Genomic DNA, 26,847 nt, shown 5'->3' on the forward strand with positions numbered 1-26,847 from the left:
TCTAACCGGCCGGCTGGCCTCGACCGTGCCGGCTTCCGCTGTAGGCCAGCTCCCGAATCCGGCTGATCGCTTCAGGAAGCAGCGCGACGTCGTCCGGGTGGTTGCGCACCGGGTCGAAGAATCCCGGATGGGTGTGTTCGACCTGCTCTGTGGCGGCCAGAGCAAAGCCGGCCAACACGATCGGCTCCCCGCCGAAACCGCGCGCGGTCAAGGTGAATTCGAGCTGGTGGTCGTGTGCCAGGTTGCGCAGCTCGCCCAGTCCGGCGGCGGATGGCAAACCGGCATCCGGTTGGGCGAAAAGCCATTTCGGCGCAGGATCCTCGCCCAGCCGATAGGGCATCAAGCTGCCGAACGTCGCGCTGGACCAGTCGTTCGACGGGATGAGCACGAATCGACCCAACCGGGAAGTGCCGGTGGTGACGAAGGTGAAGTCCCAGGGTTGATCGTTGCGGTCCAAAACCCGAAGCGCCAGGCCGAGAAAGTCTGGCAGCGCACCGGGAGTGCTGGTGGCCTTGGACAGCCGGGCCACCAGCGGTCGATCGCCGGAACCGACAAGTTGCTCGAACTCACCGGTGGCTCGCAAGCGACCCGCGAGCGCGACGCCGTGCGGGTGGAAAACCCGCGCGTGCCGCAGTCGTGCGACGGCATTGAACGTTCCGGCGAACGCTCGTGCTGGTAGGTCGATCATTGGTGCTCCTCGAGATGTCGTCATAGCGGCTCTGGGTCGACAACTTCGGTCGGGACTACCCCGCCACGTCCTCAACGAACCGTGCTGGCCGTAAAATTGACTATGGCGTTCGATGCACTGTTTGCCCGTGACGTCGCGTTGCCGCTGGCGAAGGCCGCCTATGACGCGATGACTAACGCCACGCCCGGGTTGCCCGCCGGATATGAGCAGACCGGGCTGATCGAGACCGGTGACGTCCCGGCGACCATGCATCCCGTCGCCGCAACCATGGCCGCGGAATCGCAGACGTTCGGCCTGCTGGGTGCAAACAGGGCAACCGCGACAGCATTCTTGGCATTTCGCGGCAGCAGAAATCTCGAAGACTGGCTACGCGACCTCGATGCGGTCCCAGACCTCTACCGCCCTGTGCACGACTTCGGTCAGGTCCATCTCGGTTTTCAAAGCGCCTACCTACTCGTTCGAGCCAGCATCATCGCGGGTCTGCCGCGGGCGTGCGAGGGCTGCAATCGGTTGATCCTGACCGGGCACAGTCTCGGTGCGGCCCTCGCGGTCCTGTGTGCACCGGACATCGTCCGCAACATGCCGCCGAATACCCTCGAGCCTCGGCTCATCACCTTCGCCGGACCACGGGTCGGATTGAGTGACTTCGCATTACAGTTCAACGCGATGATCGAAAGCTGTTTCCGGGTGGTGAACTTCCTCGACATCGTGCCCTATCTGCCCCCGGAGCCGTTCGTGCATGTGGGTGCGGCCATCGATGTCGACAGCGGTGGGTCGGTCCTGCCGAGCTGGCGCCACAATCTCGCGGCTTACGCTGTGGGGCTGACGAATTGGATATCCGCGCACCCGAACGGGCCGTAGGCGTGTGCACCGCAACCGAATTCGGATGGCACGTCAGGTGGAGCCTTCAATAGACGACGCCGATTCCTGCACGTGCACTATTGTCTTGCCATGTTGATCGCCACCGCGGTATTCGCCGTCGCCGCTGCCGCGCTGCACGTATTTATCTGGTACTTGGAGTCGTTCGCGTGGACGACCGCGCGGGCGCGAGCGGTGTTCGGTACCTCGGCAAGCGAAGCGGAGGCCACGCGCGAACTCGCCTACAACCAAGGCTTTTACAACTTGTTCCTGGCGATGATCGCGGTCGCGGGCGTGGTGGCTGCGGGGTTGAGCCACCACGGAGTTGGGCTCGCGCTGATTCTTGCGGGAACCGGGGCGATGCTCGCGGCCGCACTCGTCCTCGCGGCCACGTCGCCGGACAAGCTCAGTGCGGCCGCCAAGCAGGGCGCGGCACCGCTAGTCGCGGTTGTGTTGGCCATCGTCGCCGTCCTCACGTAGCCGGCATCAGCTGCGCTAAGCCTCTTCGGTGGCGGATGATGAGCAAGTGGCGCTGACCGGTGCCCTGGCGTGGAAAGGCAGACCATGCAGACAGTGACCCTCAACAACGGCGTCGAAATGCCGGTCCTGGGTTTCGGCGTCTACCAGATCCCTCCCGACGACACCGAACAAGCGGTGAGCGACGCGCTGGCTGCCGGATACCGATTGCTCGACACGGCCGCCGCCTACCGAAACGAGCAGGCCGTCGGCCGCGCGATCGCCAGCAGCGGGATCGGGCGCGAGGACCTGTTCGTCACCACCAAACTCTGGATTTCCGACACCGGCGAAGAGCAGACCAAGCGGGCTTTTCATCGCTCCTTGGAGCGGCTCGGTCTTGACTATCTGGACCTGTACCTGATCCATCAGCCGTTTGGCGATGTCCACGGATCCTGGCGTGCGATGCAGAACCTGAATCGGGAAGGACTCGCTCGGGCAATCGGCGTGTCGAACTTCTATCCGGATCGCCTTGTCGACCTCATCGTCCACAACGAGATCACGCCCGCGGTCAACCAGGTCGAGACGCACCCGTTCTTTCAGCGCACCGCCGACCAGGAGTTGATGGTTGAAAATGGCGTGCAGATCGAGTCCTGGGGCCCGTTCGCCGAAGGCCGTAACAACTTGTTCTCGGATCCGGTGCTGACCAAAATCGGTGCAGCCCATGACAAGTCGGTTGCTCAGGTGGTACTTCGCTGGTTGATCCAGCGCGGCGTCGTCGTCATCCCGAAGTCGGTCCGCGCCGACCGCATGGCCGAAAACTTCAACGTCTTCGACTTCGAGCTCAGCACAGACGAAATGTCGCAGATTGCGGCCATGGACACCGGCGCCACCGTCTTCTTCGACCATCACGATCCGGCGATGGTTCGCCGGTTGGGCACCGCGCGGCTCGAGGACTGATTCTGATCCGCCCCGGCCTGACGCCGTGAAGACGATATGCAGGTATTTTGCTTGCCGCAGTCGGCGTACGAGGGCTAGCGTCAACTCTTACGACGAGATTGCCGTTAAGGATCTAGCCCATGGCCGCGATCGCGTTGGACAGAACTCCCGCCGGTTCGGTGGCCGCACCGCAGGTACGGGCCGCTACCGGCATATTCGCGCGGCTGCGCCGTGGCAGCCGCGATGGATTCGCCATTGACGTCCAGTATGCGAACCGCAATCCAATGATCTGTTGGGCCGTCGGTCGCCGTGACGTCGACCATCACCGCTATTCCTGACGCTCAGGGAACCCCTCACCGGCATTTCGTCGCCATCACGCCTCGTCGTGCGCTCAACTGGAGAAAGGGGCTATCAAGATGGACACTCGAGCAGGCGCTGTCGCCGTTGCGGCAGCCGCCATTGTGGGATTCGCAGGAGCAACCGCTTCCGCAGAACCCCTGCCGCCGCCGGCGGCACCGATCCTCCTGCCGCCGCCGGCGGCACCGATTTCCGTGCCAACCAAGATCAGCGTCGACGTTCTCCCCGGAGTGCATTACACCTCCGACACCGCCGATGGATCGACGATGATCACCACCGGAATGGGCTCGTTGACGACCCGTGGCGGTCAGTTCCAGGTCCTCGACAACCAGGCGCACCTGCTGGCCGGAACACCACTGACCTTGCAACCCGACACACGTACCTGGCCGCAAGCCGCCCAACCGTCTGCCGCTTCGGTACCCCCGGCAGCGCCGGTCTCCCTCGCTGCTCCGGTGGCGGCCGTGGTACCGGCACCGGTTCATCCGGCCGACGCTCAGTCGGACTTCAACAGCGCCCTGTCGGTGGCCGCCACCCAATTCGGTCTGGCGGTGACCATCGGGACGCTCGCCGGCGGCACGATCGGCATTCTGCTCGGCTGCCCGCTCGGCGCGGTCACTTTCGGGCTCACCGGCATTGTCACCGGTCCCGTGGATCCCCTCGTCGCCGGGCTCGGCTGCCTCGTTGGGGCTGGAACCGGCGCCGGTATCGGTGGAATCCTCGGTGGCCTCATCTTGGGCGTGCCGGTAGGCATCGCCAGCGCCGTTCAGATGTACAACACACTGCACGCACAAGGCGATATCTGAAAAATGTTCGACCAAGTAGCTGGTCCGGTTTCGCGGCTCAGGTCAGCACTTCGCGTCTCGTACAGGGAACGCGAAGTGCCTAGCCGAGACGCGAACTGACCCGGTTGGCATGCCTGCCTGATTCCGCTCCTTCGATGACCTCGGCAATCGGTTGGACCCGCGGATCGTTCTCGTCCGCGCCGTAGTCGGCGGGGACGGTGCGGTCGCGACCCTCGGGCACCCGCAACGCCCGCATTACCAGCGTCAACACAACTGCCACAATCACATTGGCGACGAAGGCCGTCACCGCGATGTAGGCGTTGAAGTGCGTGAACGGTATCGGCGCGACCGAACCGCCGAAGTGCTTGCCGGTCGCGGGGTTCACCACGTCGTACGCGCGGATAGTGCCGTAAATGATTCCGACCGCCCACCCGGCGAGCAGCGCCCACCGGTGCAGCCACCGGGTGTAAAGCCCCACCACGATCGCGGGGAAGGTCTGCAGGATCCAGATGCCGCCCAGGAGTTGCATGTTGATGGCGGCCGACGCGTCCATCGCGAGCACGAACACGAGCGCACCGATCTTGACCACCAGCGACACCAGCTTGGACACGGCCGCCTCCTGCGCGGCGGTGGCCCGCGGCTTGAACAGGTCCCGGTAGATGTTGCGCGTGAACAGGTTTGCCGCGGCAATGGACATGATGGCGGCCGGCACGAGCGCACCGATGATGATCGCCGCGAACGCCAGCCCCGCGAACCACGACGGGAATTGATCGGCAAACAGCTGCGGAATCACTAATTGCGGGTTCACCTTGCCGTCCAGGTCGATCGGCTTGGTGCCCGCCTTGATAGCCGCCCAGCCGAGCAGCGCGAGGAAGCCGAGCATGACCGAATACAGCGGGAGGATCGACGCGTTCCGACGAATGGTGTTGCGGCTCTTGGTTGCCAGCACGCCCGTCAACGAGTGCGGGTACATGAACAATGCCAACGCGGAACCGAGTGCGAGTGTCCAATAGGGCGTGTAGGCACCCTCGCCCGGAATGAACACCCCGGACGGTTTACCGGTCGCCGGGTTCGGCGTGGCCATCTTCGCTTTTGCCGCACCGAAGATCGACTCCCAGCCGCCGAGGTGGGCAGGAAGATAAATCACTGCGACGAAGACGGCGAGGTAGATCAACACGTCCTTGACCACCGCGATGAGCGCAGGCGCCCGCAGCCCGGATGAATAGGTGTAGGCCGCCAGCACCACGAAGGCCACGATCAGCGGTAGATCACGCATCAGCGCGTTGGCGCCGCCACCGATACCCATCACGTCGAGGACGCCCCTGATACCCACCAGCTGCAGGGCTATGTAAGGCATCGTGGCCACGATGCCGGTGACCGCGACCGCCACCGACAGTGTCCTGCTGCCGTAGCGCTCCGCGACGAAATCGGCCGGGGTGACGTAGCCGTGGCGGTGGCTGACCGACCAGAACCGCGCCATGAACACGAACATGATCGGATACAGCACGATCGAATACGGGATGGCAAAGAACCCGGTCACCGCGCCGACGCTGTACATCGCCGCGGGAACCGCGACGAATGTGTATGCGGTGTAGAGGTCGCCGCCCAGCAGGAACCAGGTGACCGCGGTCCCGAAACCGCGGCCGCCTAGCCCCCACTCGTCGAGGTTGTCGAGGGCGCCCTGCCGTCGCCACCGTGCGGCGACGAAGCCCAGCCCGGCGACCAGAACGAACAGCACCAACACGACCGCGAGCGACACCGTGTCGACGGGATGGCCGGGCGCGGCAAGGGTGTTCATTCCGCGCCCCGATCGACCGTGGCCGAACCTCGTGCCCGGCGGCGTCGATCCTCCAAGCGCACGATCCAATAGGCGCTGCCCACCAACGCCGCGGAGACGAACATCCACAGGATCTGGTACCAGAAGAAGAACGGGAACCCGAGCAGGCGGGGTTCGACCCGCGCATAGGTCGGCACCAACAGCGGGATCACGATCGCAGCCGCGAGCAGCACCCCGGCGGCCAGATACGAGCGGACACGCGCCGGCGCTCGGGTGGCCACCTCGGTCGGTTCGTCGTCAACGCCCTGCATTACGACCCTCTTTCGCGAACAAAACGATGCCGAGCGAACAGTAATCCGTCGAGCTCCGGCCCGCACGTCAACCCGGACGAATCGACGCAGTTGCGAATGTCGTCTCCGGTCAGCGGCGCCGCAATGCCGCCAACCCGGCGGCGATAAATTCCGGTGTTGCCTCGGCGGCGCGATCAGCGCCGTTCCCGGCGTCGGAGCCTTGCCGTGCACGGTGGGTGATGCCTTCGGCGATGACACCGAGCTTGAAGTTGGCCAGCGCGAGATAGAAACCCCAGCTCCCCAGGTCACGGCCGGACACGAGGGCGTACTGCTGGGCCAGTGCATCGGGCGTCGGAAGTCTCGGACTGGTCCACGCCGCCGTCATGCCGAGGACGTCATCGAAGAACGGCGACCGGTAGACGCACATCAGGGCGACGTCGGTGAGCGGATCACCGAGGGTGGAAAGTTCCCAATCGACGACCGCTCGAACAATTTCGGGCCGTTGCGCGTCCAGGATGGTGTTGTCGATCCGGAAATCTCCGTGCACGATCGAGGCGGCCGACGAGTCTGGCACCGACTCGGCGAGTTCCGCGGCCAGGGTCGTCACATCCGTAAGCTCACGGGTCTTGACGCGTTCCCACTGCCGGGCCCACAGGTCGACTTGGCGCTGAACGAATCCGGCAGGGCGGCCGAATGATTCCAGGCCGTCCGCCCGATAGTCGATGGCGTGTAGCTCGGCCAGCACACCCACCAGCGCGGCGACGCTCGCGCTGACCTGCTCGTCGGTGAGCGCCGACAGATCCTGCTGGTCACGGACCACCGTGCCCTCGACGAACTCGACAACGGTCATCGGAGCGCCGAGCGCCGATCCATCGGCGTCGAACGCCACCGCCCTGGCCACCGGTACCGCAGTGTTCTGCAGCGCGCTGGTGATGGTGAATTCGCGGGCCATGTCGTGCGCAGACGGGGTCAACCCGGCGGTGGGCGGTCGTCGCACCACCCACTTCGACACGTCGTCGCAGGCGATGAAGGTCAGATTCGAGCGCCCACCGCTGATGAGTTCCACCCGCAGCTCACCCTGGACCGGGACACCGCGTTCCCGCAGAAACCGCTCCAAGGCAACAATATTCATGCCGTCGAGAGTCATTCTGCGTTCCTGATCGCCCGCCGCGCGGCACCGACGGCGCGTTTGGCGATCGCCCATCGGTGCACCTCGGACGGCCCGTCGTAGATACGGAACGGTCGCACTTCGCGGGACAGCCGCGCCAGCGGCAGGTCGCCGGAAACCCCGATGCCGCCGCACATCTGCACACTGCGGTCGACGATCCGGAAGATGGCCTCGGCACCAAAGGTTTTGGCGATCGACGTGGCATCCGCGGCGGGCTGGCCCTGATCGAGTTCCCAGCACGTCCGGGTCAAGAGCGCACGGGTGGCGGCGATGTCGATCTCGTTGTCGGCCACCATCTTCTGCACCATTCCCAGATCGCCCAGCCGTGAACCGAATCCCTGCCGCTCAGCCACCCATGCCAGCGCCACATCGTGTGCCCGCCGAGCCGCGCCCAGCCACCGCATCACGTGGGTCATCCGTGCCGGACCCAGCCGCACCTGGGCGTACTCGAAGCCGCGGTCGACCGCACCCAGCACCGCCGAGTCCGGGACCAGCACGTCGTCGAAGAACACCTCGCAGTGCCCGCCCAGCATCGACCGGTCCAGGGTGTCGATGTGGCGTCCCACCCGGATGCCAGGAGTCTCGGCCGTGGCCAGAAACATGGTTGCCCCGCCCCGCTGACCGGGCGCACCGGAAGTGCGAGCCATGATGATGAAGAACCCGGCACCGTCGGCGCCGGTAATGAACCACTTGTGGCCGTTGATCCGCCAGCCGCCATCGGCGCGGACCGCCCGAGTCGCCAGCGCCGTGGGGTCCGATCCGGCTCCGGGCGCCGGCTCGGTCATCGCGAATGCCGAGCGAACTTCGCCGCGGGCCAGTGGCTCGAGATACTGCAGCTTCTGGTCCGGGTTCGCGATGTGGGCGAGCATGTGCACGTTGCCCTCATCCGGGGCGGCAATGTTCAGCGCGGTCGGACCGAACAGCGAGTAGCCCGCCTCCTCGAACACCGGTGCGCGGTCACACATCCCCAACCCGTGACCGCCGCATTCCACCGGAGCGTGCGGCGCAAAGACGCCAGCCTCGCGAGCGCCCTGCTGCAGTTTCAGGCGTAACTCGTCACCGCCGGCTGCCGCGATGTCGCCCGCGTGGGCATCCTCGATCGGCAGCACCACCTCGCGAACGAACGAACGGGTGCGGGCGGCCAGTTCCTGCGTCGCGGCCGGGTAAGACAAATCGATCGCCACGGTTTCTCCTCGCGATAAAGGCCGAACGATCGCTCGGCAGCCGTTGCCGTCTAACATGGCATCACGCGAATAGCCTTGTCAATTATCTGCTTAACATGTGCCTTGTTGTTCAGATATACTGAACACTGTGACTTCCGCAGAGAGCGATCGGGCCGCCGTGGGCAACCGGATCAGGAACGCCCGGCAGGCGGCACGGCTGTCATTGCGCGAAACAGCGGCCCGGCTCGGCGTCAGCCCCGCTACGCTCAGCGCCATCGAGAACGGCAAGACCGGGGCGTCGATTACCCGGTTACGCGCCGTGGCCGCCGCGCTCGACACCACCGTGCCCGCGCTCATCGGGGAGCACCAATCCGGCCCCAGCCCGCGAGCCAGACACCGCGCCGACGCCGACCTCGGCACCGAGCCGCCGCATCATTGGCGGGAATTCCCAACGCTGCGAATCGATCCCGTCCTTGCGGCTGCTATCGACGCGTTCGTCGAGACCGGATACCACGGCGCCACCATGCGCTCGATCGCCCAGCGTGCTGGCATGAGTGTGCCGGGCGTGTATCACCACTATCGGGACAAGCAGCAACTGCTCGTTCGAGCGCTCGATCTGACCATGAGCGAACTTCATTGGCGCGTGCGCGCCGCCCGCCGCGACGGCACCACCCCCATCGCGCGGGTGGCCCTGATGGTGGAAGCGCTCGCCCTCTATCACACCCATCGCCGCAAACTCGCCTTCATCGGCGCCAGCGAAATGCGCAGCCTGACCCCCGGTAATCGCCGCCGAATCGCCAAATCCCGCAGCGAAATTCAACACTTGCTCGACCACGACATCGACGCCGCGATCGCGCGGGGAGATCTCACCACCGACCATGCGCGCATCGCCGGTCGCGCCATCGCAACGATGTGCACGTCACTGCCGCAGTGGTTTCGTATCGACGGGCCCGTCACGCCAGAACAGATAGCCGCCCAGTATGCAGACTTCGCCCTGAATCTGCTCGAACACAAAGGTAGTTCGGCACCCAACCGAGCCATGTGAATGCCTATTCTGTCGAGCGTGGATATCAATGGAGCTAGCGCAATCGTCACGGGTGGCGCGTCGGGTATCGGCGCGGCCACCGCACGTCAGTTGTCCGCCAAGGGCGCCCGGGTGGTCGTCGCCGATCTGAACGCGGAGCGTGGGCAGGAACTCGCACAAGAGATCGGGGGTGTGTTCGTGACCGTTGACGTCACCAACACCGACCAGATCATCGAGGCGGTCAACAAGGCTACGGATCTCGGCCCACTGCGTGCCCTGGTGAACTCCGCCGGTATCGGCTGGGCACAGCGCACCATCGGCAAGGACGGCCAGTTCGAGTCCGCCCACAACCTGGACGCCTACAAGAAGGTACTGGCGATCAACCTGGTCGGCACCTTCGACGCCATCCGCTTGGCCGCCACCGCGATGAGCCGCAATGAGCCAACCGACACCGGTGAGCGCGGCGCGATCGTCAACCTGACCAGCGTCGCCGCCTTCGACGGCCAGATCGGGCAGGCTGCCTACTCGTCGTCCAAGGGCGGCATCGTTGGCCTGACATTGCCGGTCGCTCGCGACCTGGCGGCGGTCGGTATCCGGGTGAACACTGTCGCTCCCGGGCTCATCGACACCCCGATCTACGGCGAGGGCGAAGCCTCCGAGGCGTTCAAGGCCAAGCTCGGTCAATCGGTGCTCTTCCCGCACCGTCTCGGCAAGCCCGAGGAGCTCGCCTCGATGGTTCTCGAGTTGATCACCAACTCCTACATGAACGCCGAAGTTGTCCGCGTCGACGGCGGTATCCGGATGCCACCGAAATAGCCGGCCAATTGGGAACAGGGCTTGACAACATACAACCGATTGGTTGTATGTTGTAGGCGTGACCGGGGATGACGAGGATCGGGCTGACGCCCTGTTCCACGCCCTCGCCGACCGGACCCGCCGCGACATCATGCGCCGGGTTCTGGCTGGGGAGCACTCGGTTTCGGCTCTTGCGGCGAACTACGACATGAGTTTTGCCGCGGTGCAAAAGCACGTCGCCGTGCTCGAGAACGCTGGACTGCTCACCAAGCGGCGCAGCGGTCGCGAGCAGTTGGCCGGTGGCGACGTGGAGGCAGTGCGGTCGGTGGCGTCGATGCTCAAAGAGCTGGAACAAGTTTGGCGCGGCCGCATTGCACGCATCGACGAACTCATCGCATCCGATCCATCCAAGGAGGACTGAACCATGCCCGTGACCGACGTCCAACACGACCTCGACAACCTGACCCTGACGATTACCGCCGAATTCGCCGCCCCGGTCGAGCGCATCTGGCAGGTCTACGCCGACCCCCGTCAACTTGAAAAAGTCTGGGGCCCACCGACGTATCCAGCTACCGTCGTCGACCACGACCTCACACCGGGTGGCCGCACCACCTACTTCATGACCGGCCCCGACGGCGACAAGCATGCCGGATGGTGGGAGATAACTGCCGTGGACGAGCCCAGGAGCTTCGCTTTCACCGACGGCTTCGCCGACCTGGACTTCAACCCCAACCCGGCGCTGCCCGTTTCCACCAACATTTACACGTTCGAAGCGTACGAGGGCGGCACTCGCGCGACGTTCGTCTCCACCTATGAGTCCGCCGAGGCGCTGCAGCAGGTTCTCGACATGGGCATTATCGAGGGCGCCTCAGCCGCGATCAATCAGATCGACGACCTGATCGCCGCCTGAGACGCGGGGGCATCGCCCCCATCCGCCTGGAGGACCGCGGCGCGATCAGCTCCGCACCGGGTATTTCCGGTCGAGTTCCAGGTTGGCTTGCAACACGTTCACGGTTGGTTCACCGAGAAACCCGAGCGTGCGGTTGTGGGTGTTATCCGCGAGGACGCCGAGGACTTGCTGTGTCGTGATGCTTCGCGCCGACGCGATTCGGCTAACCTGCAGTCGGGCGTAGGCGGAAGATATGTCGGGATCCAGCCCGCTGCCGCTGGCTGTGATCGCGTCGGGCGGTATCGGTGAGATCGCGGGGGCGTCGCCACGCACCGGGATGATTTGCCCGGCCGCGTAATCCTCGCCGTAGCGGGCACATTCGACCTTGACTCCCGCCCAAGCCGCAATGAAGGTAGCGGTCGGTTTGCGGGGATCCGACGAACACGGTTCGTTGACACTGACGACCCGAATCGGTCGCGTGACGTTGCCCCTGGCGTCGCGTGGTCCGATCAAAGACAGCACCGCGCCAACTCCGTTGGCAGTGCAGTACGGCCGGCGACCGTCGACGCTTTCGAGCTCGCCGATGGCGAAGCTGTTGGCGCAAACAGTTGTCAAGAGACTCGGTTTGAACCCGGCGTCGGCCGGTTTCGCTCCGTGGTCGAGTTTGACAGGGTCGCCCGGCGTGTCGACGATGCTTTCGGGTCCGAGGTTGCCAGCTCCGCTGTTGGTCGGGTCGTACCCAGTTCCCGCGTAGGAGGGGCGGCTTTGAAAGTACTGCCGTAGCGGGCTTCCGTTGGCGTCGACGAAGGGTTGCCCGATCAACTCGCTGCCGACGGGCCGCCCGGACACATCGATGATCGATCCGTCGGCCTTGTCACGCAAACCGGGGATTTGGGCGAGCCCCCAGACGGCCAGGGGGTAGGCAGCGCCCGTAACCACGGTCAATACGAGCAGCGCGCGCAGGGCTGCCAGATGCTGGCGAAACAGGCTGGTAATGAACATGTCAGGACATCCCCGGAAGGTATTGGACGACGAGATCGACGAGCTTGATGCCGATAAATGGCGCGACGATGCCGCCGAGGCCGTAGATGCCGAGGTTTCGGCTCAGCAGTTTCGCCGCGCTGCTCGGGGTGTAGAGGACACCCCGCAAGGCGAGCGGTATCAACGCGACGATGACGACCGCATTGAAGATGACTGCCGACAAGATCGCCGATTGAGGGCTGTGCAGCCGCATGATGTTGAGCAGGTCGAGACCGGGGAACACGGCCATGAACATCGCGGGGATGATCGCGAAGTACTTGGCGATGTCGTTGGCGATGGAAAAGGTGGTCAGCGCTCCGCGGGTGATTAGCAGTTGCTTGCCGATCTCGACGATCTCGATCAGCTTGGTCGGATCGGAGTCGAGATCGACCATGTTGCCAGCTTCTTTCGCCGCCGACGTACCCGTGTTCATGGCAACGCCGACGTCGGCCTGCGCCAAGGCCGGCGCGTCGTTGGTGCCGTCGCCGGTCATGGCGATCAGTCGTCCGCCGGCCTGCTCGCGTTTGATCAAGGCCAATTTGTCCTCGGGTGTGGCCTCGGCGAGAAAGTCGTCGACGCCTGCCTCCGCCGCGATCGCCTTGGCGGTCAGCGGGTTATCGCCGGTGATCATGACCGTCCGGATACCCATCCGACGCATTTCGTCGAAACGAGTTCGCATGCCTTGCTTGACAACGTCTTTGAGGTAGATCACGCCCAGCACTCGGGTGCATCCGGCGGTGGCCTCACCGACAGCCAACGGGGTCCCGCCAGCGGCGGAAATTCGCGCCGCGATCTCGTGCAATTGTTGCGGAACGGTTCCGCCGTTGTCGCTGACCCAGGCAGCGACCGCAGCGGCCGCGCCCTTGCGCAATATCCGGCCATCGTCGAGGTCGACACCGGACATGCGGGTCGCTGCGGTGAACTCGACCCAGTGCGCGCGGCTGAGTTCGCCAGGCGTGCGGGCTCGCAGCCCGTAATTGTCTTTCGCGTAAACCACAATCGAGCGGCCCTCGGGCGTCTCGTCCGCAAGGCTCGACATCTGGGCGGCGTCGGCCAGCTCTGCGACCGTGACACCAGCGAGCGGGATGAATTCGGCCGCTTGACGATTGCCAAGGGTGATCGTGCCGGTCTTGTCCAGAAGCAGGACGTTGACGTCCCCGGCGGCTTCCACGGCGCGTCCGGACATAGCGAGCACATTGCGCTGCACAAGCCGGTCCATGCCGGCAATTCCGATGGCGGACAACAGCGCGCCGATGGTGGTCGGAATCAAGCACACCAAAAGTGCCACCATCACGATTCCGCTGACACCGTTGGCGTTGAGCGCGCCAGTGTCGGCAATCCCTGGCGCATTGGCTTTCGAATAGATCGCCAGCGGCTGCAAGGTCGCGACGGCGAAGACGAAAATGATTGTGAGTGCTGCCAGCAGGATGTTGAGCGCGACCTCGTTCGGTGTCTTCTGCCGGTTGGCACCTTCGACCAGGGCGATCATGCGGTCAATGAAGCTTTCACCTGGCTTCTGGGTAATTCTTACGATGATGCGGTCCGACAACACGATTGTGCCGCCGGTTACTGCGCAGCGGTCACCACCGGATTCGCGAATGACAGGTGCTGATTCGCCGGTGATGGCCGATTCATCGACCGACGCAATGCCTTCGACGATGTCACCATCGCCGGGGATGATCTGGCCCGCCTCGACGAGAACAATATCGCCGGGCTGCAGCAACTGCGCCGGAACTCGTTCCTCGACAACAGGTTCACCCGGAACCCAGTTGGTAACACGTCGCGCAGTGGTGCCTGTCTTGGTTTTGCGCAGTGCATCGGCTTGAGCTTTGCCGCGGCCCTCCGCGACGGCTTCGGCGAGATTGGCGAAGACGACGGTGAGCCACAGCCAAACAACCGTCACCCAGGCAAACCACGAGGAGTCGCGAACCGCCAAAACCGTTGTCCAAGCGGCCCCGATCTCGACGATGAACATCACCGGATTCCGCCATAGGGTGCGTGGATCGAGTTTGCGCATCGCGGCGGGAACCGATGCCAACAGCGTGTGCGGATCGAGTAGACCGCGCAGGTCCCGGCGCGGCTCGACGGGCGAAACGCGGGATTGCGTTGCGGGGCCCAGTGTCGCGACTTTCACGAGTGAATCCCTTCGGCGAGTGGCCCAAGGGCCAACGCGGGCAGAAAGGTCAGGGCAACCAGCACGACCGTCACCCCAGCGACCAATCCGACGAACTGCGGCCGGTGCGTCGGAAGCGTTCCCTGTGATTGCGGCGTGAATCCTTGACCGGCTACGGAACCGGCGAGAGCGAGCACGAAAATCATTGGCAGGAAACGACCGAAGACCATTGCCAACCCCAGCGCGGTGTTCCACCAAGCGGTGTTCGCCGATAACCCCGCAAAGGCAGACCCATTGTTGTTTGCCGCGGATGTGAACGCGTACAGCACCTCGGACAAGCCGTGTGGCCCGGTGTTGAGCATTGCCGCGCGCTCGCCTGGCAGCGCCATGGCGACGGCCGTTCCGATCAGCACGATCAACGGTGTAATGAGGAAATAGCTTGCGGCAAGTTTGATTTCACGGGGTCTGATCTTCTTGCCCAGATACTCCGGTGTCCTACCTACCATGAGCCCGGCGACGAAGACGGTGATGACGGCGAGAATCAGCATTCCGTACAGCCCCGAGCCGACCCCGCCCGGCGCGACTTCACCGAGTTGCATGTTGAACAAACTCATCAAGCCACCGAGACTTGTATACGAGTCATGAGCTGAGTCGACCGCGCCGGTTGAGGTGAGCGTCGTCGCATCCGCGAACACAGCGGAATCCACCACGCCGAAGCGCGTTTCGACGCCTTCCATCGCAGCTCCGGCCGCAGTCGGTACGGTTCCGTGGTGCTGCTGCTGGACCAACACCATCAACGTCACGCTCGTCGCGGCGATGGTGGCCATCACCGAGGCGATCGCGTACCCCTGCCTGCGGTCACCTACCATGCGGCCGAACGTGCGCGGCAAGGAAAAGCTGATCAGCAACAGCAGAAACACCTCGAGCCAATTGCTCCATGCCGTCGGGTTTTCGAACGGGTGCGCGGAGTTGGCGTTGTAGAACCCGCCGCCGTTGGTCCCGATCTCCTTGATCGCCTCCTGGCTCGCCACGGGACCGCCGACAATGGTCTGTTTGGTGCCGGTCATGGTGTTGACTATCTGGTCGTTGAGGTGGAAGTTCTCGATAACCCCGGCACCGATCAACACCACGGCGGCGACAAACGAGATGGGCAGCAGAATTCGGATGGTGCCGCGAACCAGGTCGACCCAGAAGTTGCCCAGTTCGCCGGTACGCCGTCGCGCGAAGCCGCGGACGAGCGCAACCGCGACCGCCATCCCTACTGCTGCGGAGACGAAGTTCTGCACCGTCAGCCCGGCCATCTGCACGAGATGACCGAGTGTCGACTCCCCTGCATACGCCTGCCAGTTGGTATTGGTCACAAAGCTGACTGCCGTGTTCCACGCCAGATTCGCTGACATTGGCGTCGCCGGATTGTGCAGGTTCAGCGGCAAATGCTGCTGCAGCAATTGAAGCCCGAACAAAACGACGATGCTGACCGCGGAAAAGGCCAGCACACTGCGCGCGTATGCGGCCCAGCTCTGTTCGGCGTCGGGATCGGCCCCGATCAAGCGGTACACGGCGCGTTCGAACGTGAAGTGCTTGCGGCCGTTGTAGGCCCGGTACATGTAGTCACCGAGCGGCACATGAACCGCCGCCAGCGCGAGGACCAGGGCTGCGATGAACGCCAGTCCCGACATCGCCGAACTCATCAGAACCGCTCCGGAAACAGCAATGCGACAAGAAGTAACAGCGCCAGCCCTACCAACAGGACCAAGCCGACAAGATTGTCGACACTCATAGCTTCTCCACCCGTCTCGCAACGATGCCCAGTAGCGCGAAGATGCCGACGGTCAGCACGAGAAACACGACAACGCTCATCCGTCCTCCGTTCGATTCGTCGCCGCAGCAGAATCCGGTGCCCGCGGCCGGTGACGTCCCTGGTTCAGGGTCGAGCCGACGCTAAGGCCGGTTCGGTCAGCTGTTGTCGACCTTGACGAGTTCCTTACGCACCCGCCGCTGCTCTTGACGGTTCCCGAACGCCGCGTACGGCTTTCGACCCGGCAGACAACAAGCACCCCGCACGAGGATTGCCGGACTATCTAGCCGTATGGATTCCGTCAAGATCACTGTCGACGTACCGAAACTCGACCTAAGTTGGCGGTGTGGTTGAGGTATCACGACCCACGTCGCGGTGGGAGGGCGAGGACGAGACCGTATTTCTCGCGCAGCTACGGGATATCGTGTCGCACCCCGCGGTGGTCGAGGTGCTGGAGTGCCTGGCCGCGGGTCCGGTTCGGTTTTTCGCGGTTGTGCAGATCCTGGGTAAGTCTCCCATCGCTGTCGCGCGGGCATTGCGGGTCCTCGATGCGGCGGGTGTAGTCGAGCGCGAAACACCAATTCAATTGACTTCGTTCGGGTTTACGGTCGCATCACAGCTGCAGCGGTTTGCCACCTGGGATGCCTTGTATGCGGGGGGCGTCGACGAGCTGTGAGTGTCGGCCAGGATAACCGAACCCGTGCCCCGGGTACTGGATCGATGGATGATGAACACGTGAGCGAGAGTCGTCCCAAGCGTGGTGAGTTGCGCATCTACCTCGGTGCGGCGCCGGGAGTCGGGAAGACCTACGCCATGCTCGGGGAAGCTCACCGGCGACTCGACCGCGGCACCGATGTCGTTGCCGCCGTGGTGGAAACGCACGGGCGGGAGAAGACCGCCGAACTACTCGCCGGCATCGAGGTCATTGCGCGCCGTGAGATCAGCCACCGCGGAACGACCATTGCCGAACTCGACGTCGAAGCCGTGCTCGCACGCCATCCGCAGGTCGCGCTCGTCGACGAGCTCGCGCACACCAATGCGCCGGGCAGCCGGCACCACAAGCGCTGGCAAGACGTCGAGGAGATCCTGGCCGCGGGTATCACCGTGATCTCTACCGTCAACGTCCAACATCTGGAAAGCCTCAACGACGTGGTCCGCCAGATCACCGGCATCGAGCAGAAGGAGACCGTTCCCGACGCTGTCGTCCGCAGTGCGGCGCAGGTGGAGTTGATCGATATCACTCCAGAAGCACTGCGGCGCAGGCTCGCCCACGGCAACGTGTACGCGCCGGAAAAGGTGGACGCGGCGCTGTCGAACTACTTCCGGGGCGGCAACCTCACCGCGCTGCGTGAGCTGGCGTTGCTGTGGCTTGCCGACCAAGTCGATGCCGCGCTGGCGAAGTACCGTGCCGACCACAACATCACCGCGACCTGGGAGGCCCGCGAGCGGGTGGTCGTCGCGGTCACCGGCGGGCCGGAGTCGGCCACGCTGATCCGGCGGGCTTCTCGGATCGCCTCGAAGTCAAGCGCCGAACTCATGATTCTGCACGTCGTGCACGGTGACGGACTGCGCGGCGGCGCCGCACCCGACATGGTGATGGTGCGCGAACTTGCAGCCAGCCTTGGCGCCAGCATTCACACAGTCACCGGTGACAACGTGCCGCGCGCGCTGCTCGAATTCGCGCGGGAATCCAACGCTACTCAACTCGTGCTGGGCACCTCACGCCGCTCGCGCTGGGCGCGACTGTTCGACGAGGGAATCGGTGCCCGCACCATCCGCGGATCCGGGCCCATCGACGTGCACATGGTCACCCACGAACAAGCACGTCACGGCCTGCACTGGGCCGCGCTGGCGCCGCGCGAACGACGCGTCGCCGCCTGGGTGGCCGCGGTCGTCGTGCCATCGCTCATCTGCGCAGTAACGGTCGGGTTCTTGGACCGGTTCCTCAAACTCAGCGGAGAAAGCGCAATCTTCTTCGTCGGCGTGCTTGCCGTCGCATTGCTGGGCGGCATCGTTCCGGCTGCACTGTCCGCCGCCTTATCGGGACTGTTGCTGAACTACTTCCTTACCGATCCGCGCTACACATTCACCATCGCTGAACCGGACAACGCCATCACCGAACTCGTCCTGCTGACGGTCGCCGTGGCTGTGGCCGGACTCGTCGACGTCGCCGCCAATCGCGCACGCGAAGCACGGCACGCCGCGCGCGAAGCCGAATTGCTCGCCATGTTCGCCGGCTCGGTCCTACGCGACGCCGACCTCGACGCGCTGCTGGAAAAGGTGCGCGAAACCTACGGCCAGCGCAGCGTGAGCGTCATCGCCGACAGCGGCGACGGTCCCACCGTCGCAGCCAGTGTCGGCGACGATCCCTGCCGAACGGTGGCTTCTGCGGACACCGCGGTAGAGGTCGGCGACGGCGTGTTCTGGATGCTGCTGCGTGGGCAGAAGGTGCAGGCCACCGATCTGCGAGTACTGACAGCGGTGGCCAAGCAGGCCGCCGGACTGATCACGCAGCGCGAACTCGCCGCCGAAGCCAGCAAAGCCGAGGCGCTGGCCAAGGCCGACGATCTGCGCCGATCGCTGCTGTCGGCGATCAGCCACGACCTGCGCACTCCCCTGGCGGGCGCGAAGGCAGCGGTGTCGAGCTTGCGCAGCGACGACGTGCAGTTCTCCGTCGCCGACACCGACGAACTGCTTGCCACCGTGGAAGAGTCGATCGATCAGCTCACCTCCCTCGTCGGTAACCTGCTCGATTCCTCGCGCCTGGCCGCCGGAGTTATCCACCCAGATCTGCGTACCGTTTACCTCGACGAGGTCGTCCACCGTGCGCTGGTGAGCCTCGGAATCCGATCACGCCGGGACGACCGCGCGCTCGATCGAATGAAGGTAGAGGTCGGCGATGTCGCCGTTCTCGCTGATGCCGGCCTGCTGGAGCGGGTACTGGCCAACATCATCGACAACGCCTTGCGCTACGGCGACGACAGTGTAGTTCGCGTCGACGCCGCGCCACTGGCGGACCGCGTCGTCGTCAACATCGCCGACGAGGGACCAGGTGTGCCCCGCGCCCTCCAGGACCGGCTGTTCCAGCCGTTTCCGCGCCTCGGGGACTGCGACGCTAGATCAGGTGCGGGACTGGGGCTTTCGGTGGTTCGCGGGTTCGTCGAGGCAATGGGCGGCACTGTGCAGGCAACGGACACGCCCGGTGGTGGACTGACCGTCGTGCTGGATCTGGCGGCCCCGGACAACGACGGGCCAGTACGTTGACGCGCGTCCTCGTCATCGACGACGAACCACAAATTTTGCGAGCGCTGCGCATCAACCTCTCGGTTCGCGGCTACGAGGTGCTCACTGCCGCAACGGGAACCGCTGCGCTGCGCCTCGCGGCGGAGAAGCCGCCGGACGTGGTAATTCTGGACCTCGGCCTGCCCGACATCTCCGGTATCGATGCGCTGGCTGGCTTGCGCGGCTGGTCATCGGCGCCCGTCATCGTGTTGTCGGCGCGCACCGACTCGAGCGACAAGGTAGAGGCGCTCGACGCCGGAGCCGATGACTACGTGACTAAACCGTTCGGCATGGACGAACTACTCGCCCGCTTGCGGGCATCCGTCCGCCGCGCCTCCACCGGTGCAGACACCGACGAGCCGGTCATCGAAACCGCTTCGTTCACAGTCGATCTCGCCGCCAAGCGGGTGACCAAACACGGCGCGGAGGTGCACCTGACGCCGACCGAGTGGGGCATGCTGGAAATGTTGGTGCGCAACCGCGGCAAGCTCGTCGGGCGAAAGGAACTGCTCAAGGAGGTGTGGGGACCGGCCTACGCCACGGAAACCCATTACCTGCGTGTGTATTTGGCCCAGCTGCGCCGCAAGCTCGAAGACGACCCGGCCGACCCCAAACACCTTCTCACCGAAGCCGGGATGGGGTACCGCTTCCAACAGTAGAACGCCGACCCCCGCTCGTCGTCGTCACGGATTCGCCCGGATGCGACCAGTGCGCTTTAAATTCGTCCACCCAGTCCAGCCGCGTTGCTCGAGGAGTTCGAGGACTCGTGCTGCGACTGGCACCAACTCGAGGAAGAGCTGGTCGAGCAGCCGCGCTAGGTCTTCGGGCAGATCGTCTTCGGACGGATCTCCGTCATGATCGCCCTTCTTCTCCGGGCCATCCGGAGTCGGCGCTTCCAGTAGCGCGACAAGTTGGTCCACGAGCGCGGGCACGCGAGGATCGGTCGGCTCCCAGTCGATGGTGTCGGCGAGATTGCGGTACAGCGCCAGACCTGCGGAGTCGGCCAGTTGTTGTTGCTTCATCCTCATGTACAGCGGAATCCGTTCGGGCAGTTGCGCTGCTATGAGGATCCACGCATCCCGCTCCCCACCGATGAAACGCTCGGTGAAGCCCAGGTCGCGGAGACTATCGAGGTAGGCGACCGCCTCAGCAGGCAGGGCCAGGCTGTCGCCGGCCGCAAGCTTGGCGATGCGTTGCCGATGGTGTTCTCGTTCGCGAATCTCGCGTCGCAGCCGATGGTCGATGTCTTCGACCGCGGCCGCGAACTCGGCGCTGTCCGCCTGAAGGAGCCGATCGATATGCGAGAGCGGAACACCGGCTTGCGCGAGGGTGCGGATCTTGATCAGTTCGGCAACCGCTGAAGCGTCATACCGGCGGTACCCAGACTGATCCCGCTCGGGCTCGGGCAACAGCCCTTTGGCGTGGTAGTGCCGGACCGTGCGCACCGTGACCCCGGCGTATGCGGCGAGCTGGCTGATTGTGAGCATGACGCTATTTCGTACCTTCCCGAGGAAACCTCGTCTCAGGCGATCTTGCGGCGGTACGCGCGCATCGCGAGGGTGTAGGCAAGCACGAGTATGCCGACACACCAGGCGACCGCGATCCACCCGTCGTCGCCGATCGGCTGGCTTGCATACAGGTTGCGAATCGTGTTGACGATCGAGGTGACCGGCTGATGCTCGGCGAACCAGCGCACCGGGGTAGGCATGCCAGAGGTCGGCACGAACGCAGAGCTCACGAACGGCAGGAATATGAGCGGGTAGGCGAACCCGCTAGCCCCATCGACCGACTTTGCGGTTAATCCGGGGATCACGGCCAGCCAGGTGAGGGCCAGAATGAACAGCACCAAGATTCCGATGATCGCAAGCCACGCCCCGACGCCGGCATCCGAGCGAAAACCCATCGCGAGCGCAACAAGCACGACGAGCACTAGCGAGATCAGGTTGGCGACCAGCGACGTCAGCACGTGACCCCACAACAGCGCCGAGCGCGTGATCGGCATCGACTGGAACCGCTCGAAGATGCCGGTCGACACGTCGGTGAACAGACGCAGAGCGGTGTAGGCAATGCCGGAAGCAATGGTGATGAGCAGAATCCCCGGTAGCAGGTAGTCGACGTATCGCGCGCTGCCGGTATTGATTGCGCCGCCGAGAACGTAAACGAACAGCAGCAGTAGTGCGATCGGCGTGATGGCCGCGGTGATGATCGTGTCCGGGCTACGCAGGATGTGCCGCATCGACCGGCCCAGGAGAACCGTGGTGTTACTGGCGAAGTCGGTGTTCATGACTGGCTCCTGATGGCGTTGCTCTCGCCGTGGCCGACGATCGTGAGGAAAATTTCTTCGAGACTCGGTTGCTTTTGGACGTATTCGACCTTTGCGGGCGGAAGGAGCTCCTTGAGCTCGGCGAGCGTGCCGTTGGCGATGATCCGCCCCTGGTGCAGAATCGCGATCGCGTCGGCGAGTTGCTCTGCCTCGTCGAGGTATTGCGTAGTGAGAAGGACGGTGGTGCCTCGACCCGCGAGTTCGCGGACCGTCGCCCACACCTCGAGCCGCGCCTGCGGGTCAAGGCCCGTCGTCGGCTCGTCGAGGAACAGCACCGGCGGGTTACCGATGAGACTCATCGCGATATCGAGGCGTCGACGCATCCCACCGGAATAGGTCGCCACCCTTCGCCCGGCCGCGTCGAGCAGGTCGAACCGCGCGAGCAGGTCGTCTGCAATGGCGGCGGGATCCGCCAGCCGGCGCAACCTGGCGACGAGGACGAGGTTTTCCCGGCCCGTCAGGATTTCGTCGACCGCGGCGAATTGCCCGGTGAGACTGATAGATCGGCGAACCTGAGCCGGCTCCGTGGCTACGTTGTACCCGTTGACCATGGCGGTACCACCATCGGCCTTCACCAAGGTCGACAGAATCCGCACGGTCGTGGTCTTGCCCGCGCCGTTGGACCCCAGCAGAGCGAAGATAGCGCCGGAACGGACTTTCAGGTCGACGCCCCGCAACACTGGGTTGTCGCCGTAGGACTTGGTGAGCCCGCTGACGTCAATGGCTGTTTTCGTGGTCATGACAAGAGCGTGCAACCCTGACGCAGGGTCAAGGTCAAGCCTGCAAGAGTCGCTGCCGAAAAATGGCCGCCGGTGAGTTCTCGGGCGGTTGCTTCAGGGTGCGTCATATCGCCGGCGCAGGGGCCACGGCTTGTGGGATTCTCGCCTGATCTTGGCGATAACTCTGTCGGTAAACATGCATCAGGCGGTTCCCGATTTCCGGGAACCGCCTGATGTCTAGTAGCGGGGACAGGATTTGAACCTGCGACCTCTGGGTTATGAGCCCAGCGAGCTACCGAGCTGCTCCACCCCGCGTTGCGTTCTCCACGTTACAGGGCGGTCGAACGGGGAGGCAAATCGGCCAGGAACGACGGGCTTCAGGCGCCACTTTCGGCCCCAATTCGGTGACGGGCGCCACATTTTCCAGGTGATGCCGCACACAATAACGAACTTATAACAATGCCTGTGTCTACTATCTCGAAACCACCCGCTACCTGCAATAACAGTAGATAAATTCGCCTAGATTGGCGCCTCAATTTCCGATATATGCACGGATGACCATTCTTCGCTGTTTGGCTACGGTCATTTGCGGCCCGGAAATAGTGATGACCGAGGGCCAAGCCCGACCCGCCGCTTGCCGGCAGACCTGCTCCGCGGGATCGGGGACCCCGACCAATCCAGGGAGCAGGCCCGCAGACGCGGAGGCGAGCGCGGAGAGGGTTTAGAACACAATGGCTCGTAACCGGAAGATCAGCACCCGCGCGCTCGGAATGGCCGCAGCCACCGGCGCACTCGTTGCAGTTCCCATGGCACTCGCCACCGGCACCGCGTCGGCCCACAACTGGGACGGCGTCGCACAGTGCGAGAGTGGCGGCAACTGGAACACCGCCACCGGCAACGGCTACTACGGCGGTCTGCAGTTCTCGCAGAGCACCTGGGCAGCCAACGGCGGCACCGGCAGCCCCGCCAACGCCAGCAAGGCCGAGCAGATTCGCGTCGCCGAGAACGTTCTCGCCTCCCAAGGCCAGGGCGCCTGGCCCGTCTGCGGTCAGTACCTGACCAGCGGTGAGTCCTCGGGCGTCGAGGCTGCGCAGCCCGCCCCGGCTCCTGCTCCGGCCCCCGCACCGGCTCCGGCGCCCGCGCCCACGCCGTTCGAGATGGCCAAGGCCACGATCGGTGACGCTGCCACTGCGCATGGACTGGGCGACCAGTACAACCAGTTCCTGCAGGCCAACGACGTGCTGCTGAAGGCCGTCGCCGGCAAGGCGTGAGCCACCACAGCTAATCCAGAAACACTCCGGCACCTTAGGTGTCCGGAGTGTTTCTGTCTTTTGCGGCGCTACCCGCCGGCTCGCTGGTAGTCGTCGATCGCCTTCTGCAGGCGGTCGAACGCGGCCCCGAGATCCGAGAGGTTACCGCTCTGCTGCGCGGCCTTCACGTTCGCCAGCGCCGAATTGAGCTCGCTCACGGCTGCATCACGACTCGGTGACGGTCCCGTCGGCGGCGGGTTCGGCGTCGTCGGTGCCGCGCCCTGCTGATCGGCAGGCGGCGGGGCCTGTCCTTGCTGCTGACCGCCGGTGGCCGCGTCACCGCCGGGCGCGGTTGCGGCACTGCCGGCGCCGGTTCCGAATACCTGATCGAGTGCCTCGGCAAGGGTAGGCGCGTAACCCACCTTCACCCCACCTTGCGGCCCGGGATCGCGGTAGCTCACCAACACCCGCGAGAGCTGCGGGAAGGCGGAACTGCCCTGGGTGTTGCGCTCGGTGTAGAGCGGTTCCACGTACAGGATTCCGCCGTCGGCAATCGGCAGGGTGAGCAGGTTCCCGTATTGAATCCGGTTGGCGTTCTGCAGCAACGTTCGCTCGGAGGCGACCCGCGGATCAGACGTCATGGAGTTCTGGGTCTGCTGCGGCCCCTGCGTCTGAGTGTCGGTAGGTAATTGCAAGACCCGGAACTTGCCGTATCCGTTGGGATCCGACTTGACCGATATGTAGGCCGACAAGAACTCGCGGTTGTAGCCGACCATTGCACTCGTGAGGTCGAACGAGGGCTTACCCGTTCGCGGGTCACCGAGCAGCACATAGTACGGCGGCTGGTTCAGGTTTCCGCCATTGTCAACCGTCGGATCGCTCGGAACCGACCAGAACGCGTTGTTGGTGAAGAACTCGCGCGGATCGTTGACGTGATACTTCGCCAGCATTTCCCGCTGCACCTTGAAAAGGTCCTCGGGGTAGCGGAAGTGGGCTCGCAGTTCCGGACTGATCGCGCTTTCCGGCTGCACCGCGCCTGGGAAGACACCCATCCACGCCTTGAGCACTGGGTCGGTGGGGTCGAACTGGTAGAGCGTCACGGTGCCGTCGTAGGCGTCGACCGTGGCCTTCACCGAGTTGCGAATGTAGGACACCTCTTTGCGCGGCAGCAGCCGGCCGGTGTTCTGATCGATGCTGTCCTCGACCAGACCTTCCAGCGAACTGCGCTGGGCATACGGGTAGTTGTCCAGGGTGGTGTAGGCGTCGACGATCCAGACGATGCGACCGTTGACCACGGCCGGGTATTCGTCACCGTCGGTGGTGAGCCAGGGGGCCACCTTCTGCACCCGCTCGCGCGGGTCGCGGTTGAAGATGATCTTCGAGTCGGGGCCGATAGCGCCGGAGAACAAGATGTTGCGCTCGGTGTACTTGGCCGCGAACGCGAACCGGTTGAACCAGTTGCCGATCGATACACCGCCTGCGCCTTGATAGGTGTAGCGCTCGGTGTCGGTGTCGTACTCGCGGGGCTGCTGGCCGGGCTCGGCACCGACGATGGCGTAGTCCGGATCGGCCTGCGAGATGACCTCGCCGTAGTAGATGCGCGGCTGGGACACCTTGATCGTCTGCGTGCCGGCCGCCTGCGACGCCAGGTCGCTGACCGTGTAAATCGGGTAGCCGCTGTTGCTACTCGAGTTCTCATTGGCCGCGTCCCGAACCGCAGCGTTGACCCGATTGGCCGGGGCCGCGACGAAGCCGTTGCCGTGCGTGTACACGGTGTGCTTGTTGATCCAGTCTGTCTGGTTGCCGGTGAGGCTCTTCGGGGACAGCTCCCGCGCGGCCACGATGTAGTCCTGCGTTTTGCCGTCGATGGTGTATCTATCGATGTCCAGCGAGGAGGGGAAGCCGTAGAAGTTCTTCAACTGCTCCTGCTGGGTAAAGGTGCGCGACAAAATGTTCGGGTCCAGCAACCGAATGTTGGCGATGGTGGTGGCATCCGCGGGGACCTCGCGCGGGTTCTTGGTACCCTCCCCCGGATAGTTTTCATACGTCACTTTGTCATCGGTAATGCCGTAGGCATGCCGGGTCGCGGCGATGTTACGCGAGATGTAGGGGCTTTCCTTGTCGGCCGCGTTGGGTCGCACCGAGAACTGCTCGACGATCAACGGGTAGACCGCACCGACGACTATCGACGACAGTACGAGCAACGCGACGGCCATGGCGGGAATACGCAAGTCGCGCAAGAAGATCGCCGCGAAGAACGCCAGCGCGCAGATCACCGCGATAGCGAGCAAGATCAATTTTGCTGGCAATACGGCATTGATATCGGTGTAGCCCGCACCGGTGAACGTCGGTTCCTTGCGGCCACTCGACAGCAGGGAGTAGCGGTCGAACCAGTACGCGATCGCCTTGAGCAACACGAATGTTCCGGCCAAAATCGCAAGTTGCATGCGGGCCGCCTTGGTCAACGCGCCCTCGCGACCACTCAAGCGGAGCCCACCGAAGATGTAGTGGGTCACCAAGTTTGCGAAGAAGCCGATCACCACCGCAACAAACAGCCAGTTGAGCACCATCCGGTAGAACGGCAGATCGAAGGCATAAAAGCCGACGTCGAGGTGAAACTGCGGATCTGTGGTGCCGAACTTGTCGCCGTGCAAGAACAGCTGTGCGGTGACCCAACTCGATTGCGCGACAAGGCCGCACAAGATTCCGAAGAACGCCGGAATCCCGATTCCGAACAGCCGCAGCCGACTCATCACGGTCGTGCGGTAACGCGCGATCGGGTCGTTGGGGCCACCTGCGGGAACGAATACCGGCCGTGACCGGTATGCCGCGAGCAACGCCAGGAAGACGATGGCGCCGACGACCGCGCCGACCACGAGGAACAGCACGACCCGGGTCACGAGCACTTTGACGTAGACCGCGCGGAAACCGACCGAGCCGAACCACAGCCAGTTGGTGTAGGTGTCGATCAATCGTGGACCGATCAGCAGCAGCGCGGCCAACACCAGCGCCACGATCAGCAACACACGACTCCGCCGCGACAGCGACGGGAGACCACCAGAGGGCCGCATGCCCACGTGCCACGCTCCCAGGTTCAGCGGCGAGATGCCGCGACGTTGACCGTTTCGCCCCACTCTACGTAACAACTCAGAGTGCTCG

Annotated in this window: 26 protein-coding genes and 1 tRNA gene; 13 read left to right on the forward strand and 14 right to left on the reverse strand. The window is 64.3% G+C overall.

Annotated features, from left to right (window positions below; all coding sequences use genetic code 11):
- Position 1: 1 nt before the first annotated feature.
- A complete protein-coding gene (locus tag FOS14_RS14815) occupies positions 2–688 on the reverse strand; it encodes a phosphodiesterase (protein ID WP_143771581.1) in 687 nt (228 codons plus the stop codon).
- Between the two features lie 102 nt (positions 689–790).
- Between FOS14_RS14815 and FOS14_RS14820 the strand changes: the two genes are divergently transcribed.
- The 5 genes from FOS14_RS14820 (at position 791) to FOS14_RS14840 (ending at position 4,098) form a co-directional block, all read left to right on the forward strand.
- Positions 791–1,549 carry a lipase family protein gene (locus FOS14_RS14820; RefSeq protein WP_143771582.1) on the forward strand — a complete coding sequence of 253 codons (759 nt, stop codon included), beginning with the start codon at positions 791–793 and terminating at the stop codon, positions 1,547–1,549.
- Between the two features lie 90 nt (positions 1,550–1,639).
- Entirely contained in the window at positions 1,640–2,026 is a 387-nt protein-coding gene (locus tag FOS14_RS14825) for a DUF1304 domain-containing protein (RefSeq protein WP_143771583.1), read from the forward strand.
- A gap of 84 nt (positions 2,027–2,110) precedes the next feature.
- The gene (locus tag FOS14_RS14830) at positions 2,111–2,959 is read left to right on the forward strand and encodes an aldo/keto reductase (RefSeq protein WP_143771584.1); all 849 of its coding nucleotides are present in this window, start codon (positions 2,111–2,113) and stop codon (positions 2,957–2,959) included.
- Between the two features lie 119 nt (positions 2,960–3,078).
- Positions 3,079–3,276 (forward strand): hypothetical protein, encoded by a 198-nt coding sequence (locus FOS14_RS14835; protein WP_143771585.1) that lies wholly within the window; start codon positions 3,079–3,081, stop codon positions 3,274–3,276.
- A gap of 78 nt (positions 3,277–3,354) precedes the next feature.
- On the forward strand, positions 3,355–4,098 hold the full coding sequence (locus FOS14_RS14840) for a hypothetical protein (RefSeq protein ID WP_143771586.1): 744 nt from the start codon (positions 3,355–3,357) through the stop codon (positions 4,096–4,098).
- Positions 4,099–4,177: 79 nt separating this feature from the next.
- Here the strand turns inward: FOS14_RS14840 and mctP are convergent, their stop codons facing one another.
- The 4 genes from mctP to FOS14_RS14860 form a co-directional block, all read right to left on the reverse strand.
- Positions 4,178–5,875, reverse strand: a complete 1,698-nt coding sequence (gene mctP, locus FOS14_RS14845) for a monocarboxylate uptake permease MctP (RefSeq protein ID WP_143771587.1) — start codon at positions 5,873–5,875, stop codon at positions 4,178–4,180.
- On the reverse strand, positions 5,872–6,165 hold the full coding sequence (locus FOS14_RS14850) for a DUF3311 domain-containing protein (protein ID WP_143771588.1): 294 nt from the start codon (positions 6,163–6,165) through the stop codon (positions 5,872–5,874). Before FOS14_RS14850 ends, mctP begins: the two co-directional genes overlap by 4 nt.
- 109 nt (positions 6,166–6,274) lie before the next feature.
- A complete protein-coding gene (locus tag FOS14_RS14855) occupies positions 6,275–7,291 on the reverse strand; it encodes a phosphotransferase family protein (RefSeq protein ID WP_143771589.1) in 1,017 nt (338 codons plus the stop codon).
- Positions 7,288–8,496: an acyl-CoA dehydrogenase family protein gene (locus FOS14_RS14860; RefSeq protein WP_143771590.1), complete on the reverse strand. Its 1,209-nt coding sequence runs from the start codon at positions 8,494–8,496 to the stop codon at positions 7,288–7,290. Before FOS14_RS14860 ends, FOS14_RS14855 begins: the two co-directional genes overlap by 4 nt.
- A gap of 127 nt (positions 8,497–8,623) precedes the next feature.
- Here FOS14_RS14860 and FOS14_RS14865 point away from each other — a divergent pair, with 127 nt between their 5' ends.
- Genes FOS14_RS14865 through FOS14_RS14880 form a run of 4 tightly spaced genes read left to right on the forward strand, consistent with a single transcriptional unit; the run spans position 8,624 to position 11,204 of the window.
- A complete protein-coding gene (locus FOS14_RS14865; protein ID WP_143771591.1) occupies positions 8,624–9,520 on the forward strand; it encodes a TetR family transcriptional regulator in 897 nt (298 codons plus the stop codon).
- Between the two features lie 18 nt (positions 9,521–9,538).
- Positions 9,539–10,315 carry an SDR family NAD(P)-dependent oxidoreductase gene (locus FOS14_RS14870; protein ID WP_185981784.1) on the forward strand — a complete coding sequence of 259 codons (777 nt, stop codon included), beginning with the start codon at positions 9,539–9,541 and terminating at the stop codon, positions 10,313–10,315.
- A 58-nt stretch (positions 10,316–10,373) separates the two neighbouring features.
- Entirely contained in the window at positions 10,374–10,715 is a 342-nt protein-coding gene (locus tag FOS14_RS14875; protein ID WP_143771593.1) for a helix-turn-helix transcriptional regulator, read from the forward strand.
- Between the two features lie 3 nt (positions 10,716–10,718).
- Positions 10,719–11,204 carry an SRPBCC domain-containing protein gene (locus tag FOS14_RS14880; RefSeq protein WP_143771594.1) on the forward strand — a complete coding sequence of 162 codons (486 nt, stop codon included), beginning with the start codon at positions 10,719–10,721 and terminating at the stop codon, positions 11,202–11,204.
- 45 nt (positions 11,205–11,249) lie between these two features.
- Here the strand turns inward: FOS14_RS14880 and FOS14_RS14885 are convergent, their stop codons facing one another.
- Genes FOS14_RS14885 through FOS14_RS14900 form a run of 4 tightly spaced genes read right to left on the reverse strand, consistent with a single transcriptional unit; the run spans position 11,250 to position 16,096 of the window.
- Entirely contained in the window at positions 11,250–12,185 is a 936-nt protein-coding gene (locus tag FOS14_RS14885; RefSeq protein WP_143771595.1) for a potassium-transporting ATPase subunit C, read from the reverse strand.
- 1 nt (position 12,186) lies between these two features.
- The gene (kdpB, locus tag FOS14_RS14890; protein ID WP_255450361.1) at positions 12,187–14,322 is read right to left on the reverse strand and encodes a potassium-transporting ATPase subunit KdpB; all 2,136 of its coding nucleotides are present in this window, start codon (positions 14,320–14,322) and stop codon (positions 12,187–12,189) included.
- An 11-nt stretch (positions 14,323–14,333) separates the two neighbouring features.
- On the reverse strand, positions 14,334–16,007 hold the full coding sequence (gene kdpA / locus FOS14_RS14895; protein WP_143771597.1) for a potassium-transporting ATPase subunit KdpA: 1,674 nt from the start codon (positions 16,005–16,007) through the stop codon (positions 14,334–14,336).
- The gene (locus FOS14_RS14900) at positions 16,007–16,096 is read right to left on the reverse strand and encodes a K(+)-transporting ATPase subunit F (RefSeq protein WP_143771598.1); all 90 of its coding nucleotides are present in this window, start codon (positions 16,094–16,096) and stop codon (positions 16,007–16,009) included. The genes kdpA and FOS14_RS14900 overlap by 1 nt, the downstream gene beginning before the upstream one ends.
- A 364-nt stretch (positions 16,097–16,460) precedes the next feature.
- Between FOS14_RS14900 and FOS14_RS14910 the strand changes: the two genes are divergently transcribed.
- Genes FOS14_RS14910 through FOS14_RS14920 form a run of 3 tightly spaced genes read left to right on the forward strand, consistent with a single transcriptional unit; the run spans position 16,461 to position 20,055 of the window.
- Positions 16,461–16,790: a hypothetical protein gene (locus tag FOS14_RS14910; RefSeq protein WP_143771599.1), complete on the forward strand. Its 330-nt coding sequence runs from the start codon at positions 16,461–16,463 to the stop codon at positions 16,788–16,790.
- A 44-nt stretch (positions 16,791–16,834) separates the two neighbouring features.
- The gene (locus FOS14_RS14915) at positions 16,835–19,378 is read left to right on the forward strand and encodes a sensor histidine kinase KdpD (RefSeq protein ID WP_143771600.1); all 2,544 of its coding nucleotides are present in this window, start codon (positions 16,835–16,837) and stop codon (positions 19,376–19,378) included.
- On the forward strand, positions 19,375–20,055 hold the full coding sequence (locus tag FOS14_RS14920) for a response regulator (RefSeq protein WP_143771601.1): 681 nt from the start codon (positions 19,375–19,377) through the stop codon (positions 20,053–20,055). The genes FOS14_RS14915 and FOS14_RS14920 overlap by 4 nt, the downstream gene beginning before the upstream one ends.
- 24 nt (positions 20,056–20,079) lie before the next feature.
- On the opposite strand, the gene FOS14_RS14925 is transcribed toward FOS14_RS14920, so the two are convergent.
- The 4 genes from FOS14_RS14925 to FOS14_RS14940 form a co-directional block, all read right to left on the reverse strand.
- Complete coding sequence (locus tag FOS14_RS14925) at positions 20,080–20,883, reverse strand: MerR family transcriptional regulator (protein WP_143771602.1); 804 nt, start codon at positions 20,881–20,883, stop codon at positions 20,080–20,082.
- A 35-nt stretch (positions 20,884–20,918) separates the two neighbouring features.
- Entirely contained in the window at positions 20,919–21,680 is a 762-nt protein-coding gene (locus FOS14_RS14930) for an ABC transporter permease (RefSeq protein WP_143771603.1), read from the reverse strand.
- Positions 21,677–22,459: an ABC transporter ATP-binding protein gene (locus FOS14_RS14935; protein WP_143771604.1), complete on the reverse strand. Its 783-nt coding sequence runs from the start codon at positions 22,457–22,459 to the stop codon at positions 21,677–21,679. Before FOS14_RS14935 ends, FOS14_RS14930 begins: the two co-directional genes overlap by 4 nt.
- 220 nt (positions 22,460–22,679) lie before the next feature.
- A tRNA-Met gene (locus tag FOS14_RS14940) sits at positions 22,680–22,753 on the reverse strand.
- Positions 22,754–23,169: 416 nt separating this feature from the next.
- Between FOS14_RS14940 and FOS14_RS14945 the strand changes: the two genes are divergently transcribed.
- Positions 23,170–23,709, forward strand: a complete 540-nt coding sequence (locus tag FOS14_RS14945; protein ID WP_143771605.1) for a transglycosylase family protein — start codon at positions 23,170–23,172, stop codon at positions 23,707–23,709.
- 68 nt (positions 23,710–23,777) lie between these two features.
- Here FOS14_RS14945 and FOS14_RS14950 read toward each other — a convergent pair whose 3' ends face one another.
- On the reverse strand, positions 23,778–26,765 hold the full coding sequence (locus tag FOS14_RS14950) for a UPF0182 family protein (RefSeq protein ID WP_185981792.1): 2,988 nt from the start codon (positions 26,763–26,765) through the stop codon (positions 23,778–23,780).
- Positions 26,766–26,847 lie beyond the last annotated feature (82 nt).

The organism is Skermania sp. ID1734 (assembly GCF_007489285.1).
Taxonomy (GTDB): Bacteria; Actinomycetota; Actinomycetes; order Mycobacteriales; family Mycobacteriaceae; genus ID1734.